The sequence below is a fragment of the Pseudomonas sp. B8(2017) genome (assembly GCF_002113575.1).
Lineage (GTDB): Bacteria > Pseudomonadota > Gammaproteobacteria > Pseudomonadales > Pseudomonadaceae > Aquipseudomonas > Aquipseudomonas putida_Z.
The window spans coordinates 68,878-85,476 of sequence record NZ_NEIO01000001.1 but is presented as its reverse complement, the minus strand read 5'-3'; the positions used below and the strand labels follow the sequence as shown (position 1 = coordinate 85,476).

General features: G+C 63.5%; 15 protein-coding genes. 3 read left to right on the top strand and 12 right to left on the bottom strand.

Annotation, left to right across the window (positions count from 1 at the left end; translation table 11 throughout):
• Positions 1–137: 137 nt before the first annotated feature.
• On the top strand, positions 138–1,478 hold the full coding sequence (locus tag CAG22_RS00395) for a hemolysin family protein (protein ID WP_013974815.1): 1,341 nt from the start codon (positions 138–140) through the stop codon (positions 1,476–1,478).
• A gap of 99 nt (positions 1,479–1,577) precedes the next feature.
• On the opposite strand, the gene CAG22_RS00390 is transcribed toward CAG22_RS00395, so the two are convergent.
• The 8 genes from CAG22_RS00390 to CAG22_RS00350 form a co-directional block, all read right to left on the bottom strand.
• Positions 1,578–2,474, bottom strand: coding sequence for a M23 family metallopeptidase (locus CAG22_RS00390; RefSeq protein WP_013974816.1), 897 nt, complete (start codon positions 2,472–2,474; stop codon positions 1,578–1,580).
• A gap of 198 nt (positions 2,475–2,672) precedes the next feature.
• Positions 2,673–3,569 carry a response regulator gene (locus CAG22_RS00385; protein ID WP_085703971.1) on the bottom strand — a complete coding sequence of 299 codons (897 nt, stop codon included), beginning with the start codon at positions 3,567–3,569 and terminating at the stop codon, positions 2,673–2,675.
• A 164-nt stretch (positions 3,570–3,733) separates the two neighbouring features.
• Positions 3,734–4,504 (bottom strand): phosphate signaling complex protein PhoU, encoded by a 771-nt coding sequence (gene phoU, locus CAG22_RS00380; protein WP_013974818.1) that lies wholly within the window; start codon positions 4,502–4,504, stop codon positions 3,734–3,736.
• A gap of 168 nt (positions 4,505–4,672) precedes the next feature.
• Positions 4,673–5,506, bottom strand: coding sequence for a phosphate ABC transporter ATP-binding protein PstB (gene pstB, locus CAG22_RS00370; protein WP_003258171.1), 834 nt, complete (start codon positions 5,504–5,506; stop codon positions 4,673–4,675).
• 72 nt (positions 5,507–5,578) lie between these two features.
• The gene (gene pstA, locus CAG22_RS00365; RefSeq protein WP_170929259.1) at positions 5,579–7,195 is read right to left on the bottom strand and encodes a phosphate ABC transporter permease PstA; all 1,617 of its coding nucleotides are present in this window, start codon (positions 7,193–7,195) and stop codon (positions 5,579–5,581) included.
• A gap of 71 nt (positions 7,196–7,266) precedes the next feature.
• Positions 7,267–9,555, bottom strand: coding sequence for an ABC transporter permease subunit (locus CAG22_RS00360; RefSeq protein ID WP_085588835.1), 2,289 nt, complete (start codon positions 9,553–9,555; stop codon positions 7,267–7,269).
• 139 nt (positions 9,556–9,694) lie between these two features.
• The gene (locus tag CAG22_RS00355; protein WP_013974822.1) at positions 9,695–10,693 is read right to left on the bottom strand and encodes a phosphate ABC transporter substrate-binding protein PstS; all 999 of its coding nucleotides are present in this window, start codon (positions 10,691–10,693) and stop codon (positions 9,695–9,697) included.
• Between the two features lie 217 nt (positions 10,694–10,910).
• Positions 10,911–12,200, bottom strand: coding sequence for an MFS transporter (locus CAG22_RS00350; RefSeq protein WP_003258167.1), 1,290 nt, complete (start codon positions 12,198–12,200; stop codon positions 10,911–10,913).
• A gap of 360 nt (positions 12,201–12,560) precedes the next feature.
• Between CAG22_RS00350 and CAG22_RS00345 the strand changes: the two genes are divergently transcribed.
• On the top strand, positions 12,561–12,959 hold the full coding sequence (locus CAG22_RS00345) for an acyl-CoA thioesterase (RefSeq protein WP_003253317.1): 399 nt from the start codon (positions 12,561–12,563) through the stop codon (positions 12,957–12,959).
• 71 nt (positions 12,960–13,030) lie between these two features.
• Positions 13,031–13,927, top strand: a complete 897-nt coding sequence (locus tag CAG22_RS00340) for a D-hexose-6-phosphate mutarotase (RefSeq protein WP_085703968.1) — start codon at positions 13,031–13,033, stop codon at positions 13,925–13,927.
• Between the two features lie 124 nt (positions 13,928–14,051).
• Here the strand turns inward: CAG22_RS00340 and CAG22_RS00335 are convergent, their stop codons facing one another.
• From CAG22_RS00335 to purE, 4 genes are all read right to left on the bottom strand, one after another.
• Positions 14,052–14,585, bottom strand: coding sequence for a DUF3299 domain-containing protein (locus CAG22_RS00335; RefSeq protein ID WP_161797630.1), 534 nt, complete (start codon positions 14,583–14,585; stop codon positions 14,052–14,054).
• A gap of 48 nt (positions 14,586–14,633) precedes the next feature.
• Complete coding sequence (locus tag CAG22_RS00330; RefSeq protein WP_012274863.1) at positions 14,634–14,879, bottom strand: GlsB/YeaQ/YmgE family stress response membrane protein; 246 nt, start codon at positions 14,877–14,879, stop codon at positions 14,634–14,636.
• Between the two features lie 96 nt (positions 14,880–14,975).
• On the bottom strand, positions 14,976–16,058 hold the full coding sequence (locus CAG22_RS00325) for a 5-(carboxyamino)imidazole ribonucleotide synthase (protein WP_025341133.1): 1,083 nt from the start codon (positions 16,056–16,058) through the stop codon (positions 14,976–14,978).
• A gap of 10 nt (positions 16,059–16,068) precedes the next feature.
• On the bottom strand, positions 16,069–16,560 hold the full coding sequence (gene purE, locus CAG22_RS00320) for a 5-(carboxyamino)imidazole ribonucleotide mutase (RefSeq protein WP_003253304.1): 492 nt from the start codon (positions 16,558–16,560) through the stop codon (positions 16,069–16,071).
• Between the last annotated feature and the right edge of the window lie 39 nt (positions 16,561–16,599).

The window sequence follows — 16,599 nt, the reverse complement described above, 5'->3', positions numbered from 1 at the left end:
CGCTCCCACAGGGACCGCAATAAGTCCGCCACCCTTTGCTTTTACGGCACCAGCCGCTACATTGGACCCCCTGTGCCAGCAAGAGCTGGCACTTTTTTTCTCTCTATCTCGAAGACGGACCCCGTAAAAACTCCATCATGGACCCTTCCCCTGGTATCAGCCTCACCTCGTTATTCGCCGATTTCGGCATGATCATCTTTGCCTTGCTCCTGGTGCTGCTCAACGGCTTCTTCGTTGCCGCCGAGTTCGCCATGGTCAAGCTGCGCGCCACCCGCGTCGAGTCCATCGCCGAGCTGCATGGCTGGCGTGGCAGCATCCTGCGCAAGGTACACAACCAGCTCGACGCCTACCTGTCGGCCTGCCAGCTGGGCATCACCCTCGCCTCGCTGGGCCTGGGCTGGGTCGGTGAACCGGCGTTCGCCCACCTGCTCGAGCCGCTGCTGGCCTACCTGGGCGTGGACACGCCCGAGCTGATCAAGGCCATCTCGTTCTTCGTCGCCTTCTTCGTCATCTCGTACCTGCACATCGTGGTCGGCGAGCTGGCACCCAAGTCCTGGGCCATCCGCAAGCCCGAGCTGCTGTCGCTGTGGACCGCCGTGCCGCTGTACCTGTTCTACTGGGTGATGTACCCGGCCATCTACCTGCTCAATGCCAGCGCCAACACCATCCTGCGCATTGCCGGCCAGGGCGAGCCCGGCCCACACCACGAGCACCACTACAGCCGTGAAGAGCTCAAGCTGATCCTGCACTCCAGCCGTGGCCAGGACCCGAGCGACCAAGGCATGCGCGTGCTGGCCTCGGCCGTGGAAATGGGCGAGCTGGAGGTGGTCGACTGGGCCAACTCGCGCGAGGACATGGTCAGCATCGACGCCCATGCGCCGTTGAAGCAGATCCTGGCCCTGGTGCGCCGCCACAAGTTCAGCCGCTACCCGGTGTACGACGCCGAGCGTGAAGAATTCACCGGCCTGCTGCACATCAAGGACCTGCTGCTGGAGCTGGCCGAACTCGAGCACCTGCCCGAAACCATCGACCTCGACGACCTGGCACGGCCACTGGAGCGCGTGTCGCGGCACATGCCGCTGGCGCAGTTGCTGGAGCAGTTCCGCAAGGGCGGCGCGCACTTCGTGCTGGTGGAGGAAGCCGATGGCAAGGTGATTGGCTACCTGACCATGGAAGACGTGCTGGAAGTGCTGGTGGGCGACATCCAGGACGAGCACCGCAAGACCGAGCGCGGCATCCTCGCCTACCAGCCGGGCAAGCTGCTGGTGCGTGGCGACACGCCGCTGTTCAAGGTCGAGCGCCTGCTGGGCGTCGACCTTGACCATATCGAGGCGGAAACCCTCGCCGGGCTGGTCTACGAGACGCTCAAGCGCGTGCCTGAAGAAGAGGAAGTGCTGGAGGTCGAAGGGCTGCGCATCATCATCAAGAAGATGAAAGGGCCGAAGATCGTGCTGGCCAAGGTGCTCAAGCTGGATTGACGGCCATTCGCGGGCTCGCCCGCTCCCACAGGATCGCCAAAGGCCAGGCCTTTCAGATTACTGTGGGAGCGGGCGAGCCCGCGAAGAAGCCGACACGGATCATGGGTTACCCGCAGTGAAGTCAGGCAACCCTCCGATCGGCCTGTCGAACCGATAAGGTATCGACTCCAGCGCCAACCCCACATTGCGCTGCACCACGAAATGCAGGTGCGGCCCGGTGCTGTTGCCGGTATTGCCCGACTTGGCCAGCATCTGCCCCTGGCGCACCCGTTGCCCCTCCGCCACCACCACCGAACCGCGCATCAGGTGCAGGTACACGCCCATGGTGCCGTCCGGGTGCAGGATCCTGACGAAATTGCCCGACGGGTTGGGGCCGCGCCCGCTCTGGCTGTTCTCCGTCTTCACCACCACCCCTTCCCGCGCCGCGATGATGGTGGTGCCTTCGGGCATGGCGATATCCATGGCATAACGCCCCTTGGGCCCAAAATGACTGACCCGGCCATTGGGGCCCTGGGTCACGCGGAACGGCCCGCCAATCCAGGGGAAGGCATAGCGGAAGCCCTGGGGCCGCTTGCCCGGGTCGCCCATGGCCTGCAGCAGGGTCGAGCGGTAGTTCAGCAACATCCCGGGCCGGCCCCTGAGCACGCTGAGCATTTGCGTGGTGCGCGGCGGCAGTACCCGGCGCACGGTACGCGGGGCATTGCCACCTTGTGCGTTCACCAGGTTGTCCAGGCGCAGCTCTACCTCCACCGGCACATGCAGCTGGTTGCGGGCCGAAAAGCTCACGCCGCCGTTGAAGGTTATCGCGTTCAGCAGCACCTGGCCTTCGGGCACTTCGACCATGGGTACGCGCCGCACAAAGGTTTTGGCACCGGGGCCGGGCCGGTCGGAATAGGAGGTCACACGGCCATCATCGGTGATCTCGTAGATAGTCATGCCCAGGCTCGACGCCGAGGCCATGAGCAATGCACAGAACAGCAGCAGGCGGGCGGGCATGATAGTGGCTTTTTGACAGTTATGATTTGTCGAAGCCTAGCAGGGGGTTTTGCGGCGGGTATGACAGTTGGTCGGATGGCGTCAACAGAACTGGCCCCATCGCCGGCAAGCCAGCTCCCACAGGAAATGCACAGGGCCAGAGGTTGACGCTGTACCTGTGGGAGCTGGCTTGCCGGCGATGGGGCCAGTAGTCATTACTCAGGCGCCCGGGGTGAAATGCTTCTGCGCCGTCCCGCGGGCAATCAGCCGCGACAGGTAGTCGAGCTTCTGGGCATCCTGGTCGACGAACTTGAAGGTCAGTTGCAACCAGTCACTGTCAGGCTTGGGTTCCAGTGCCGCGACGGCATGCAGGTAGCCGTTCAGGCGCGCGACTTCGGCGTTCTCGCCCTGCTCCAGGTCCAGCACCGCGCCTTCCAGCACTTGGGGCAGCGCTTCGCCACGGCGCACCACCAGCAGGGCCTCTTTCAGGCTCAGCGCCTTGATCACGCACGGCTGCATGCCGCCGGCCAGGCGCAACTGGCCCTGACCACGGCCGGTCGGCGCGGGAGCGGCGGGCCGGGGGGCACTGGCCACTGGCCTGGCGGGTGCAGGTACCGGCGCTGGCGCCGTGACCTTCACCGCTTCAGGCTTGCCGGCTGTCAGTGCATTCAGCGAGTCATTGGCGAACGCTGAGTTGACCCGTGCCGGGCCGCTGGCCATCAGGCTGTCGAGCTTGCCGATCTTGGTCAGGGCCTTTTTCACCTTGGTCAGCAATTGCTCGTTGGTGAACGGCTTGCCGACAAAATCGGAAACGCCCGCCTGAATCGCCTGGATGACGTTTTCCTTGTCGCCACGGCTGGTCACCATGATGAACTGCAAGTTCTTCAACTCAGGCTGCTGGCGGCACCAGGTAAGTAATTCCAGACCGGACATTTCCGGCATCTCCCAGTCGCACAGAACCAGGTCGAACGCTTCCTTGCCCAGCATGGCCATGGCCTTGCGACCGTTGACGGCGTCGTCGATGGTCATGCCCGGGAAGGCATTACGCAGGCATTTGCGGACCAGGTCACGGATAAACGGGGCGTCATCCACGACCAGCACATTCACTTTACTCATCGATACTCCTTCTGAATCCCGACTAGCCTACCGCCGAATAATGGCCACTTGCTACAACCTGGTCACGCCGGGACTTCTTCACATCGTTCGCGGGTGCCTGCCGGCTCCTCGACCGCAAACGAAAACGCCCGGCCAAGGCCGGGCGTCGATGCTCGGGAGCAACCTTACTTATCGTCAGGTTCGGCCGGAACATTAGCGTTTTCGCCGTCGGAAACAGCAGTGCCCTGCACTTCTGCCGTCATGCGCTTGAGGCCCATGTGACGCACGTCGGTGCCGCGCACCAGGTAGATCACCAGCTCGGAGATGTTGCGCGCATGGTCGCCGATACGCTCCAGCGAACGCAGGACCCAGATCACGCTCAGTACCCGCGAGATCGAGCGCGGGTCTTCCATCATGTAGGTCACCAGCTCACGCAGGGCGGTCTTGTATTCACGGTCGATGGTCTTGTCGTACTGGGCCACCGACAGTGCCAGGTCGGCGTCGAAGCGGGCAAAGGCGTCCAGCGCGTCGCGGACCATGTTGCGAACCTGGTCACCGATGTGGCGCACTTCGACATAGCCGCGCGGCGACTCGCCTTCCTCGCACAGCTGGATGGCGCGACGGGCGATCTTGGTCGACTCGTCACCGATGCGCTCCAGGTCGATCACCGACTTGGAGATGCTGATGATCAGGCGCAGGTCGGAGGCCGCCGGCTGACGACGGGCGAGGATGCGCAGGCACTCCTCGTCGATGTTGCGCTCCATCTGGTTGATCTGCTCGTCGACTTCGCGCACTTGCTGGGCCAGGCCCGAGTCGGCTTCGATCAGCGCAGTGACTGCGTCGTTGACCTGCTTTTCGACCAGGCCGCCCATGGCCAGCAGGTGGCTACGCACCTCTTCGAGCTCGGCGTTGAACTGCTGGGAAATGTGATGCGTAAGGCTTTCTTTGTTGATCATCGTTCGCTCCGCGAAGAAGCTGCAAGCTTCAATTTGTTCGTCTCGTTCCCTGGTTTGTGGGAGCGGGTTTACCCGCGAACACCGGCGAAGCCGGTGCCAGACACCGCGGCGCCTGCTTCGCGGGTAAACCCGCTCCCACAGGGGCCAGGTACCTATCCGGAGCGGCGATCAGCCGTAGCGACCGGTGATGTAGTCTTCGGTCTGCTTCTTCGCCGGGTTGGTGAACAGGGTGTCGGTATCCCCGAATTCGACCAGTTTGCCCATGTACATGAACGCGGTGTAGTCCGAAACACGGGCCGCCTGCTGCATGTTGTGGGTCACGATGACGATGGTGTACTTGGATTTCAATTCGTAGATCAGTTCCTCGACTTTCAGCGTCGAGATCGGGTCCAGTGCCGAGCACGGTTCGTCGAGCAGCAGCACTTCCGGCTCCACGGCGATGGTTCGGGCGATGACCAGACGCTGCTGCTGGCCACCGGACAGGCCCAGTGCCGAGTCGTGCAGGCGATCCTTGACCTCGTCCCACAGGGCCGCGCCCTTCAGCGCCCACTCGACCGCTTCGTCGAGCACGCGCTTCTTGTTGATGCCCTGGATGCGCAGGCCGTAGACCACGTTTTCGTAGATGGTCTTGGGGAACGGGTTGGGCTTCTGGAACACCATGCCCACACGGCGGCGCAGCTCGGCCACGTCTTCGCCCTTGCGGTAGATGTTGTTGCCGTACAGGTTGATGGCGCCTTCCACGCGGCAGCCGTCAACCAGGTCGTTCATGCGGTTGAAGGTGCGCAGCAGGGTCGACTTGCCGCAGCCGGACGGGCCGATGAAGGCGGTCACGCGCTGCTTGGGGATGTTCATCTGCACATCGAACAGCGCTTGTTTGTCGCCGTAGAACAGGCTCAGGCCCGGCACTTCGATGGCTACGGTCTCTTCGGCCAGGCGCAGGCTCTGCTTGTCGCGGCCCAGGGCAGACATGTCGATGCCGTGGGTATGGGATTCTTGCTGCATGGTCAACTCCATACGCTAACAATTCGTTTCAAAGGGCCGCCCGGCTCACGGGCGGCACGCTTGCAATCAGGATCAGCTGTCGAGGGCCTTGTACTTCTCGCGCAGGTGGTTACGGATCCACACGGCCGAGAGGTTGAGGGCCGCAATCACCAGCACCAGCAGCAACGCCGTGGCGTATACCAGCGGCCGCGCGGCTTCGACGTTGGGGCTCTGGAAGCCGACGTCATAGATGTGGAAGCCCAGGTGCATGATCTTCTGGTCCAGGTGCAGGTACGGGTAGTTCCCGTCCACCGGCAGCGACGGGGCCAGCTTCACCACACCTACCAGCATCAGCGGTGCCACTTCACCGGCGGCGCGGGCCACGGCGAGGATCATGCCGGTCATCATCGCCGGGCTGGCCATCGGCAGGACGATCTTCCACAGGGTCTCGGCCTTGGTCGCGCCCAGGGCCAGCGAGCCTTCGCGCACGGTACGCGGAATACGCGCCAGGCCTTCCTCGGTGGCCACGATCACCACCGGCACGGCCAGCAGCGCCAGGGTCAGCGATGCCCACAGCAGGCCCGGGGTACCCAGGGTTGGCGCCGGCAGTGCTTCGGGGAAGAACAGGCGGTCGATCGAGCCACCCAGCACATAGACGAAGAAGCCCAGGCCGAACACGCCGTAGACGATCGCCGGTACACCGGCCAGGTTGTTCACCGCAATGCGGATCAGGCGGGTCACCGGGCCCTGTCTGGCGTATTCGCGCAGGTACACGGCAGCCAGCACACCGAACGGGGTGACGATGACGGCCATGATCAGGGTCATCATCACGGTACCGAAGATGGCCGGGAAGATACCGCCCTCGGTGTTGGCTTCACGCGGGTCGTCGCTGAGGAACTCCCAGACCTTGGTGAAGTAGGCGCCCAGCTTGGTGAACCCCGACATGGCGTTCGGCTGGATGGCGTGCACCACCTTGCTGAGGTTGATTTCCACTTCACGGCCGTTGCCATCGCGGGCCACCAGGCTGTCGCGGGCGAAGGCCTGGTGCAAGCCGGTCAGGCGGTCTTCGATGGCCTTGTAGCGGCTGTTCAGCTCGGCGCGCTCGGCGTCCATGTCGGCCTGGGCGGCGGCGTCCAGCTTGCCGTCCAGCTCCAGCTTGCGCGCCTGCAGACGCAGGCGCTCGAGGCCATGGTTGATGGCACCGATGTCTTTCTTCTCGAGGCTTTGCAGTTCGCTGTTGAGCTGGTTGGCGCGCTTGAGGCGGGCCTGCAGCTCGGCCCAGGCGGCAACACCTTCGGCGACTACGCGGCCTTCTTCCTTGACGCTGACCAGGTAGCCGTAGAAGTTGCCCCACTCGCGACGCTCCAGGGCGATCAGGTCGGTCGGGTGCTTTTCGTCGACCAGCCAGTCGCCGACCACCCAGGTGAAGTCGCTGCCGTTGAGGTCGCGGTTGCCCACCTTGATCAGCTCACGGGTCATGAACTCCGGGCCTTGGTCAGGCACTGGCAGGCCGGCGCCCTTCAGGCGGGCACGGGGTACTTCTTCCTTTTGCACCACTTCGCCAATGACGACGTGGTCGGCCTGGCCAGGCACCTTGTAGGTGGCCTGGACAAGATCGGCCGGCCAGAAGTGGCCCAGGCCGCGCACGGCAATCACCGCCAGCAGGCCAACGGTCATGATCACTGCCATGGCCACCGCGCCGCCGCTCATCCAGACGCCTGGGGCGCCGCTCTTGAACCAGCCTTTGAGGGAATCCTTTTTCACGGATCGCTACCTTTCTATCAAAGCGACGAGTATTTCTTGCGCAGACGCTGGCGAATCAGCTCGGCCAAGGTGTTCATGATGAAGGTGAACATCAGCAGCACCAGCGCGGCCAGGAACAGCACGCGATAGTGGCTGCCGCCGACTTCCGACTCCGGCATTTCCACGGCCACGTTGGCGGCCAGGGTGCGCATGCCCTCGAACAGGTTCAGCTCCATCACCGGGGTGTTGCCGGTGGCCATCAGCACGATCATGGTCTCGCCCACCGCACGGCCCATGCCGATCATCAGCGCCGAGAAGATACCCGGGCTGGCGGTGAGGATGACCACGCGAGTCAGGGTCTGCCATGGCGTCGCTCCCAGGGCCAGGGAGCCCAGGGTCAGGCTGCGCGGCACGCTGAACACGGCGTCTTCGGCGATGGAGTAGATGTTCGGGATGACCGCGAAGCCCATGGCGATACCCACGACCAGGGCGTTGCGCTGGTCGTAGGTTATCCCCAGGTCGTTGGTGATCCACAGGCGCATGTCGCCGCCAAAGAACCAGTTCTCGAGGTGCGGGCTCATGGTCAGGGCGAACCAGCCGGTGAACAGGATGACCGGGATCAGGATCGCCGCTTCCCAGCCATCCGGGATACGCAGGCGGATCGACTCGGGCAGGCGGGTCCAGGCGAAGCCGGCCAGCAGGATACCGAGCGGCATCAGCAGGAACAGGCTGAACACGCCCGGCAGGTGGCCTTCCAGGTAGGGGGCGAGGAACAGGCCGGCGAAGAAGCCGAGGATCACGGTCGGCATCGCTTCCATCAGTTCGATCACCGGCTTGACCTTGCGGCGCATGCCAGGGGCCATGAAGTAGGCGGTGTAGATGGCCGCGGCAATCGCCAGCGGGGCCGCCAGGATCATGGCGTAGAACGCGGCCTTCAGGGTACCGAAGGTCAGCGGCGACAGGCTCAGCTTGGGCTCGAAGTCGGTGTTCGATGCGGTCGATTGCCAGACGTATTTCGGCTCGTCGTAGTTCTCGTACCACACCTTGCCCCACAGCGCGCTGAAGGAAATTTCCGGGTGCGGGTTGCGCAGGCTCAGTGGCAGCAGCTTGCCGCCTTCTTCGATGATGATGCGGTTGGCACGTGGCGACAGGGCCAGGATGCCAGGGCCTTCGGCGGCCGGCTCGACCAGCAGGGTACGGTGCGCGGTGCTGTGGAACACGCCCAGCTCGCCTGCGGCGTCGAGGGCGACGAAGCCCTTGCGGCGCTCTTCGGCGTCGATCTGCACGACCGCGGCCTTGCCCATCTGGAAGGTGCGGATCAGCTTGAAACGGGATTCGCCATCCGGGTCACGGGCCATGAACCACTGGGCCAGGCCACCCTTGGAGTCGCCGATGATCAGCGAGATGCCGCCGACCAGCTGGGCGGTGGCGGTAATTTCGGTGTCGGCGCTTTCAGACAATTTGTAGCGGCCGTTGAGGCTCTTGTCGCGCAGGTTGAACACGTCTGCGGTGGCGCGGCCGTTGATCACGTACAGCCACTGCTGACGCGGGTCGATGAAGATGTTCTTCACCGTTTCGGTCATCTGCGGCAATTCGATGCGGTTCTGCTCGGTGGTGACCTCTTCGGTCATCATGTTTTCGGTGCGGGTCAGCTCGACCACCTGCAGGTGCGCGCCGGTGGAACCGGCCATCAGCAGGGTGTCGCCATTGACGTTGACGCTGACATGCTCCAGCGCACGGCCCTGCTCGTCGAGCACGAACGGCTGCTCGCCGTACGGGTAGTCGATGCCGGGGGCGATGGTTTTCTTGTTGTCCGGGTAGGTGATTTTGTAGGTGTGGTGGAACACCAGCGCCTGGCCATTGGACAAGCCCAGCACCACCAGCGGGCTGCCCGGCTGGTCGGCACTGATCGAAGTGACCTGGGTGCCTGCCGGCACCGGCAGGTCGAAACGCTTGAGCTCGTTACCGGTCTTGGTATCGAAGAACAGTGCCTGGCCCTTGTCCGAAACGCGCATGCCCACCAGGTTCTGCTCTTCAAGCGCGATCATCAGCGGCTTGCCGGCATCCTGTTGCAGCCAGGTCGGCTCCAGGGCTTTCTTGCTGGTCAGCTCGGCGCCCTGGAACAGCGGCAGCACCACATAGGCCAGATAGAAGAAGATCAGGGTGATCGCCGCCAATACGGCAAGCCCGCCCACCAGTACATACCAGCGGGTCAGGCGGTCCTTGAGCGCGCGCATGCGGCGCTTGCGTTGCAACTCCGGCGTATTGAAATCAATCCGCACGGGCTGGGAGTTTTGGGTCATGTTGGAGTTGGCCAGATCATTCATGCGCACACCCTAGCGGTCCCGTGTGACAAAAACATTACAAAGTGGTGACGCACGAAAGCCCGCCGCACAGGAAACCTGGCTTCGGACTGGAACTTCGTGGAAGAGGCCGGGCATCAGCGCCGGCCTCCCCTTCAGTTACTTACTTTTTTGCGACGTTACCTGCGTGGGACAGGCCCAGGTCAGCCAAGGTCTTGTCGACGACTTTGGCCGGCAGCGGGATGTAGCCATCCTTCACCACGACCTGCTGGCCGGCTTGCGACAGCACCAGCTTGACGAACTCGGCTTCCAGCGGGGCCAGAGGCTTGTTCGGGGCCTTGTTGACGTAGACGTACAGGAAGCGCGACAGCGGGTAGGTGCCGTTCAGGGCGTTGGCTTCGTTGTCTTCAACGAACTCGCCGCCTTCCTTCTTGGCCAGGGCCACAGTCTTGACGCTGGCGGTCTTGTAGCCGATGCCCGAGTAGCCGATGCCGTTCAGCGAGGAGCTGATCGACTGCACGACCGAAGCCGAGCCAGGCTGTTCGTTGACGTTAGGCTTGAAGTCGCCTTTGCACAGGGCTTCTTCCTTGAAGTAGCCGTAGGTGCCCGATACCGAGTTACGGCCGAACAGCTGTACTGGCTTGTTGGCCAGATCGCCGGTCACGCCCAGGTCACCCCAGGTCTTGACGTCGGCTTTGCCACCGCACAGGCGGGTGGAAGAGAAGATGGCGTCGACCTGGGCCATGGTCAGGCCTTTGATCGGGTTGTCCTTGTGCACGAACACAGCCAGGGCGTCTACGGCGACCGGGATGGCGGTCGGTTTGTAGCCGTACTTCTGCTCGAAGGCCTGCAGCTCGACGTCCTTCATCTTGCGGCTCATCGGGCCGAGGTTGGCGGTGCCTTCGGTCAGCGCGGGTGGCGCGGTGGAGGAGCCGGCAGCCTGGATCTGGATGTTTACGTTCGGATATTCCTTCTTGTAGGCCTCGGCCCACAGAGTCATCAGGTTGGCGAGGGTGTCCGAACCGACGCTGGAGAGGTTGCCCGAAACACCGGTGGTCTTGGTGTAGGTCGGGATCGCAGGATCGACAGCGGCTACCGCGTTGGCGGTTGCAACGCCAGCGGCGGCAAAGGTGAGGGCCGCCATCAAACGCTTCAGTTTCATGCCTTGCTCCTAGCAGGAATATTGGGGTGTTGGATGGAACGGGCCCAAGTATCTGCAGGCCGCATGAATACGATATGACTTGAATATGACAATTGGATGAAAGGCCATCATCAAAAGCAGGTCTGGCCTCTTCGCGGGCACGCCCGCTCCCACAGGGACTGTGTGACCCTTGTGGGAGCGGGCGTGCCCGCGAAGAGGCCAGAAGCCCTGGCGTAGATCAGCGCTTGTTGGCGAGCAGGTACAGGCCCACAACCAGACCAACGGCACACAGCCCCGCCACATAGTAGGCCGGCGCCATCGGGCTCACTTTCAGCAGCGCAGTCACCACCATCGGCGTCAGTCCGCCAAAGATCGCGTAGGCCACGTTGTACGAGAACGACAGCCCGCTGAAGCGCACCACCGCCGGGAATGCCTTGACCATCACATAAGGCACCGCACCGATCACACCCACGCACAGGCCGGTCACCGCATACAGCGGGAACAGCAGCTCGGGGCGGGTCGGCAGGCTGTGGTAGAAGGTCCAGGAGGTCGCCAGCAGCAACAGGCTGCCGATCACGAACACCCGGCCCGCGCCAAAGCGATCGGCCAGGCTGCCAGCGCCGATGCAGCCGAAGCTGAGCAGCACGATGGCCAGGCTGTTGGCCTTGAGCGAGTCGGTGGGACTGATGTGGTAGATGCTCTGCAGCAGCGCCGGAGTCATCAGGATGAGCACCACGATGGCGGCCGACAGCATCCAGGTCAGCAGCATCGACAGGATGATCGCACCGCGATGGTCACGCAGCACCGCGCGCAACGGCAGCTCCTCGGCCAGCGCCTTGCGCTGCTGCATCTCGGCGAACACCGGGGTTTCGTGCAGCCAACGGCGCAGGTACACCGAGAACAGGCCGAATACACCGCCGAGCAGGAACGGGATACGCCAGGCGTAATCGGCCACTTCCTGTGCGCTGTAGACGCTGTTGATCAGGGTCGCCACCAGCGAGCCAAGCAGGATGCCCGCGGTCAGGCCTGCGGTGAGGGTGCCGCAGGCGTAGCCGGTGTTGCGCTCTGGCACGTGCTCGGACACGAATACCCAGGCGCCCGGTACCTCGCCACCGATAGCCGCGCCCTGGATCACGCGCATCAGCAGCAACAGGATCGGCGCCCACATGCCGATCTGTGCATAGGTGGGCAGCAGGCCCATGATCAGCGTTGGCAGGGCCATCATGAAGATGCTCAGGGTGAACATCTTCTTGCGCCCGAGCAGGTCACCGAAGTGGGCCATGATGATGCCGCCCAGCGGCCGCGCCAGGTAGCCGGCGGCAAAAATGCCGAAGGTTTGCATCAGGCGCAGCCATTCGGGCATGTCGGCGGGGAAGAACAGCTTGCCGACCACCGTGGCGAAGAACACGAAGATGATGAAGTCGTAGAACTCCAGCGCGCCGCCCAGGGCGGACAGTGAGAGAGTCTTGTAGTCACTGCGGGTCAGCGGCCGCGAGGGCTGCTCGATACTGCTCGGCACGGAAGTCATCGCTGATTGTTCTCTTTGTAGGCATGCAGGCCGCTTGGCACGCGGCTTCTGGAGTGGGAGACAGGCGAAGATAGCAAATTGCTGAGCTGCGCCGGAAGCGATACAAAATCCCTACACATATTCATGAATGCACGGTCGTCGCTGACCGTTATGCTCTATATACTGGCAGTTCGTAGGAAAAGGTTGCTGCTAGCGTGGGATGTTGTGCGAAAACGCCGGTCTTTATGTCAGGCGGTTTCGCAGAGTTTCCCTACGGCCGCTCAGTGAAACGAAATCGGCGTAGTATGTTTCAAGCTGAATCGTTTACCCGGCCTTTGCGCCACACCAACGAAAAGCGTCACGGGTCAGAGGCCCCATCGCATGATTGAGCTCGAACAAGAAGATCCAATCCCGCAAGGCGACCTGGCCTTGCAGATCACCGCACTGCCGCGCGAAACCAACGGGTTTGGCGACATCTTCGGCGGCTGGCTGGTCGCCCAGATGGACCTGGCCGGTACCGCCATGGCCAGCCGTGTCGCCGGCGGCCGCGTGGCCACCGTGGCCATCGACCGCATGGCCTTTCTGGTCCCGGTCGCCGTCGGCGCGCAGCTGTCGTTCTATACCCAGACCCTGGAAATCGGCCGCAGCTCGATCCAGATGATGGTCGAAGTGTGGAGCGACGACCCGCTGTCCAGCGAATGGCGCAAGGTCACCGAAGCAGTCTTCGTCTTCGTCGCCATCGACGGCAGTGGCCGCACCCGCTCCGTACCTCGTCGCTGAGCCACGCCGGCGGTAAACTCATTGCATGTGCCCGGGTCCAAGGCCCACTGGCAATCAATGAGATGAATGCAATGGCTACCTTCCAGGTCGTAACCGAGCAACATGGCGAACTCAACTGCTGGCGTATCAGCAGCGACCAAGCCGAACTACTGATCGCCCAGCAGGGCGCGCAGATCCTCAGCTACCAGCGCGTTGGCCAGCCACCGCTGCTGTGGCTGAGCGACCAGGCCATCTTCCGTCAGGGCAAGTCGGTACGCGCCGGTGTGCCGGTGTGCTGGCCGTGGTTCGGCAACCTGCAGCGCAACCCCCAGGCCGTGCAGGCCATGTACCACGGCGAACAAGCACCCGCCCACGGCCTGGCGCGCGCGCGCGACTGGCAATTGCTGGGCATCGAGGAAGCGGGCGAAGGCCTGCGCATCGAATTCGAACTGCCGGAAGCGCAGGGTGACCTGCCTGGCTGGTCTCATGACGTCGAGCTGAAGCTGGTAGTGGAGCTGGGCGAGGACCTGCAGCTGAACCTGACCAGCCGCAACATGGGCAATACCCCCGTCACCATCAGCCAGGCCCTACACAGCTACTTCGCGGTCAGTGACGTGCGCCAAGCGCGGGTCGAAGGAGTGGAGGGGCTGAGCTATATCGAGACCCTGGCTGACTGGGAGCAGCGCCAGCAGCAGGGGCCGCTGGCGTTTGCCGGGGAGACTGACCGGATCTACCTGGCGACCCCGCAAACCCTGAGCATCGTCGACCCGCACTGGGAGCGGCGCATTACCTTGACCAGCAGCGGGTCGCGCTCGGCGGTGATCTGGAACCCTTGGACTGAACGGGCCAGGGAACTGCCGGACATGGCCGATGACGGGTGGCAGCGGATGCTGTGCATCGAGACGGCGAATGTGTGGGATGACCTGGTGGAATTGAAACCTGGGGGCAGCAGCTCACTGGGGGTCAGGATTGGCTGTGAAATGATCTGAGTCTTGCAGTGCCTATGCGGGCCCCTTCGCGGGCTTGCCCGCTCCCACAGGTACTCCACAAGCCTTGAAAATTGTGGAGTACCTGTGGGAGCGGGCAAGCCCGCGAAGAGGCCGGTGCAGGCAATCAGAGGTCTGCATCCTCCACCACCCTCACCTTCCCCGCATCCAGCGCATAGGCCGCATCGGCCAGGTCATTGCTGACCTTCTCCACCTTCAGCTTGCCGCTGACCCACAGCGGTGTGTAGATATCATCGATCTTGAGGCCTTTCGGGTAGCGCACCAGTACCAGCTGGTTCGGTGGTGGTGGCGGCACATGAATGCACGCGCCTGGGTACGGTACCAGGAAGAACAACGTGCTGTTGCCCTTGGCATCGCTCTCCAGCGGCACCGGGTAGCCGCCCAGGCGAATATCCTTGCCGTTCATGGCCGCCACGGTCTTGGTCGAGTACATCACCGCCGGCAGGCCCTTGCTCTGCTTCAGGCCGCCCTTGTCGGTAAAGGTGCCCATGGCTTCCGGCGAGTTGTGGTCGATATCGGGCATTTGCTCGAGCGCCTGCTGGTCCGACTTGGGCATCAGCTCCAGCCAGTCGGTTTCAGGCAGTTCGGCATGGGCCAGGGCGCTGGCCAACAGCAGTGGGGCGAGGAAAAAGGCACGCATGAAAATGCTCGGCAACTCGAATGAATTGCCGGGCATTCTAACCAGTATTCAGCGTTTCTTGATGAATCCGTAGATCACCAGAAGGATCACAGCACCGATCAGCGCGCCAAGGAAACCGGCAGCCTGCCCGGCCTGGTAGATACCCAGCGCCTGGCCGCCGTAGGTAGCCAGCAGGGAGCCGGCAATCCCCAGCAGGATGGTCATGATCCAGCCCATGCTGTCGTCGCCCGGCTTGATGAAGCGGGCCAGCAGGCCGACGATAAGGCCGATGAAGATGGTCCCAATGATACCCATGGCAATCCCTCTGCAGTGAAGATGGAACAAGCCAAAGCCTAGACAGCGCTTTGGCTTGTTGCCATTTCAGAGGGCAAGCCGCTGGTAGAAGTTCGATCAGTTGCCGATCAGGGCTTCTACTTCGGCAATCTTGCGCTCGAGGGTGGCCATGTCGTGGCAGCGCAGGGTGGCGTGGCCAACCTTGCGACCAACCTTGAAGGCCTTGCCGTAGTGGTGCAGGTGGCAGTCACCGATGGCAACCACCTTGTCCACCGCCGGCACTTCACCGATGAAGTTGAGCATCGCGCTCTCGCCGACCTTGGCAGTCGAGCCCAGCGGCAAGCCGGCGACGGCGCGCAGGTGGTTCTCGAACTGGCTGCACTCGGCGCCTTCGATGGTCCAGTGCCCGGAGTTGTGCACGCGCGGGGCGATTTCGTTGGCCTTCAGGCCGCCGTCGACTTCGAAGAACTCGAAGGCCATCACGCCCACATAGTCCAGTTGCTTGAGCACACGGCCCACGTAGTCTTCGGCCAGGGCCTGCAGCGGGTGCGCCTGGCTGGCGACCGACAGGCGCAGGATGCCGCTTTCGTGGGTGTTGTGCACCAGCGGGTAGAAGCGGGTTTCGCCATCACGGGCACGCACGGCCACCAGCGACACTTCGCCGGTGAACGGCACGAAGCCTTCCAGCAGGCAAGGTACGCTGCCCAGCTCGGCAAAGGTACCGACCACGTCCTCAGGCGTGCGCAGCACCTTCTGGCCCTTGCCGTCGTAACCCAGGGTGCGGGTTTTCAGCACGGCCGGCAGGCCGATGCTGGCCACCGCGGCGTCCAGGTCGGCCTGCGAGAGGATGTCGGCGAAGGCCGGGGTAGGGATACCCAGGTCGCGGAACATGCTCTTCTCGAACAGGCGGTCACGGGCGATGCGCAGCGCTTCGGCGCTGGGGTACACCGGCACGAACTGCGAGAGGAAGGCCACGGTCTCGGCCGGGACGCTTTCGAACTCGAAGGTGACCAGGTCGACTTCGTCGGCCAGCTGGCGCAGGTGGTCCTGGTCGCCGTAGTCGGCACGCAGGTGCTCGCCCAGCGGCGCAGCGCAGGCGTCGGGCGCCGGGTCGAGGAAGGCGAAGTTCATGCCCAGCGGGGTACCCGCCAGGGCCAGCATGCGGCCCAGCTGGCCGCCACCGATTACACCGATCTTCATGGGTTGAGCCTCAAGCCTGGCGCGGGTCTGGGTTGTCCAGCACGGTGTCGGTCTGTTCCGTGCGGAACTGCTTGAGCGCCGCGTGGTACTGCGGGTACTTGGCGCCGAGGATGCTGGCCGACAGCAGCGCGGCGTTGACCGCACCGGCACGACCGATGGCCAGGGTGGCAACCGGCACGCCGGCTGGCATCTGCACGATCGACAGCAGCGAATCGACACCCGACAGCATCGACGATTGCACGGGCACGCCCAGCACCGGCAGGTGGGTCTTGGCGGCACACATGCCTGGCAGGTGGGCTGCGCCACCGGCACCGGCGATGATCACCTCGATGCCACGGCCCTCAGCCTCCTCGGCATACTGGAACAGCAGATCCGGGGTACGGTGGGCGGAAACCACCTTCACCTCGTAGGGAATGCCGAGTTTTTCCAGCATATCGGCGGTGTGGCTAAGGGTGGACCAATCGGACTTGGAGCCCATGATCACGCCAACCAGTGCACTCATCGTCGAGCCTCTTCGCTTGTGCGCCCTTGGGCGCGTCAA

Coding starts and splice junctions, on each gene's coding strand:
- CAG22_RS00385 (WP_085703971.1), bottom strand. CDS start 3,569: ATGAGTAAAGTGAATGTGCTGGTCGTGGATGACGCCCCGTTTATCCGT.
- CAG22_RS00350 (WP_003258167.1), bottom strand. CDS start 12,200: ATGACTTCCGTGCCGAGCAGTATCGAGCAGCCCTCGCGGCCGCTGACC.
- CAG22_RS00345 (WP_003253317.1), top strand. CDS start 12,561: ATGATTGAGCTCGAACAAGAAGATCCAATCCCGCAAGGCGACCTGGCC.
- CAG22_RS00330 (WP_012274863.1), bottom strand. CDS start 14,879: ATGGGTATCATTGGGACCATCTTCATCGGCCTTATCGTCGGCCTGCTG.
- purE (WP_003253304.1), bottom strand. CDS start 16,560: ATGAGTGCACTGGTTGGCGTGATCATGGGCTCCAAGTCCGATTGGTCC.
- CAG22_RS00325 (WP_025341133.1), bottom strand. CDS start 16,058: ATGAAGATCGGTGTAATCGGTGGCGGCCAGCTGGGCCGCATGCTGGCC.
- CAG22_RS00360 (WP_085588835.1), bottom strand. CDS start 9,555: ATGAATGATCTGGCCAACTCCAACATGACCCAAAACTCCCAGCCCGTG.
- CAG22_RS00335 (WP_161797630.1), bottom strand. CDS start 14,585: ATGCGTGCCTTTTTCCTCGCCCCACTGCTGTTGGCCAGCGCCCTGGCC.
- CAG22_RS00355 (WP_013974822.1), bottom strand. CDS start 10,693: ATGAAACTGAAGCGTTTGATGGCGGCCCTCACCTTTGCCGCCGCTGGC.
- CAG22_RS00390 (WP_013974816.1), bottom strand. CDS start 2,474: ATGCCCGCCCGCCTGCTGCTGTTCTGTGCATTGCTCATGGCCTCGGCG.
- CAG22_RS00340 (WP_085703968.1), top strand. CDS start 13,031: ATGGCTACCTTCCAGGTCGTAACCGAGCAACATGGCGAACTCAACTGC.
- pstB (WP_003258171.1), bottom strand. CDS start 5,506: ATGCAGCAAGAATCCCATACCCACGGCATCGACATGTCTGCCCTGGGC.
- phoU (WP_013974818.1), bottom strand. CDS start 4,504: ATGATCAACAAAGAAAGCCTTACGCATCACATTTCCCAGCAGTTCAAC.
- CAG22_RS00395 (WP_013974815.1), top strand. CDS start 138: ATGGACCCTTCCCCTGGTATCAGCCTCACCTCGTTATTCGCCGATTTC.
- pstA (WP_170929259.1), bottom strand. CDS start 7,195: ATGAGCGGCGGCGCGGTGGCCATGGCAGTGATCATGACCGTTGGCCTG.